This window comes from Inquilinus sp. OTU3971, from assembly GCF_038440215.1.
In genome coordinates, this window is sequence record NZ_JASATH010000434.1 from 1 (window position 1) to 636 (window position 636).

Here is a 636-nt window from a genome sequence, read left to right on the forward strand (position 1 = left end):
AGCTGGCGTCGGGCCGGACGTGCTGGTCGGGGTGGTGCTGGAGCGGTCGGTGGAGCTGCTGGTGGCGCTGCTGGCGGTGCTGAAGGCCGGCGGGGCCTATGTGCCGCTGGCGCCGGACGCGCCGGCGGCGCGGCTGGCGGAGGTGGCGGCGGACAGCGGGCTGCGGCTGGCGGTGACCCAGGCGTCGCTGGCCGGGAGGCTGCCGCAGGGGCTGGAGCGGGTCCTGGTCGAGGCCGGAGAGGCCGAGGCGGGGCCGGCGGTGGCGCTGCATCCCGACAACCTGGCCTATGTGATCTACACCTCGGGGTCGACCGGCAAGCCGAAGGGCGTCGCCGTCGCCCATGGTCCGCTGGCCATGCACTGCCGGGTGACCGCGCCGCTCTACGACATGGATCAGGATTCGCGCGAGTTCCATTTCATCGCCTTCAGCTTCGACGGCGCGCATGAGCGCTGGCTGACCGCGCTGACCTGCGGCGCCAGCCTGGTGCTGCGCGACGAGAGCCTGTGGCCGGCCGAGAAGACGCTGGCGGCGATCGGCCGCCACGGCGTCACCAATGCCGGCTTCCCGCCGGTCTACATCAACGAGATGGCTGCCTGGGCCGAGCAGACCGGCCGCTGCCCGCCGGTCGACCTCTA

General features: G+C 73.3%; 1 protein-coding gene. It reads left to right on the forward strand.

Annotation, left to right across the window (positions count from 1 at the left end; translation table 11 throughout):
* Window positions 1-636, forward strand: a 636-nt coding sequence (locus tag AAHM41_RS40300; RefSeq protein WP_342242274.1) for an AMP-binding protein, incomplete at both ends; no start/stop codon positions are given.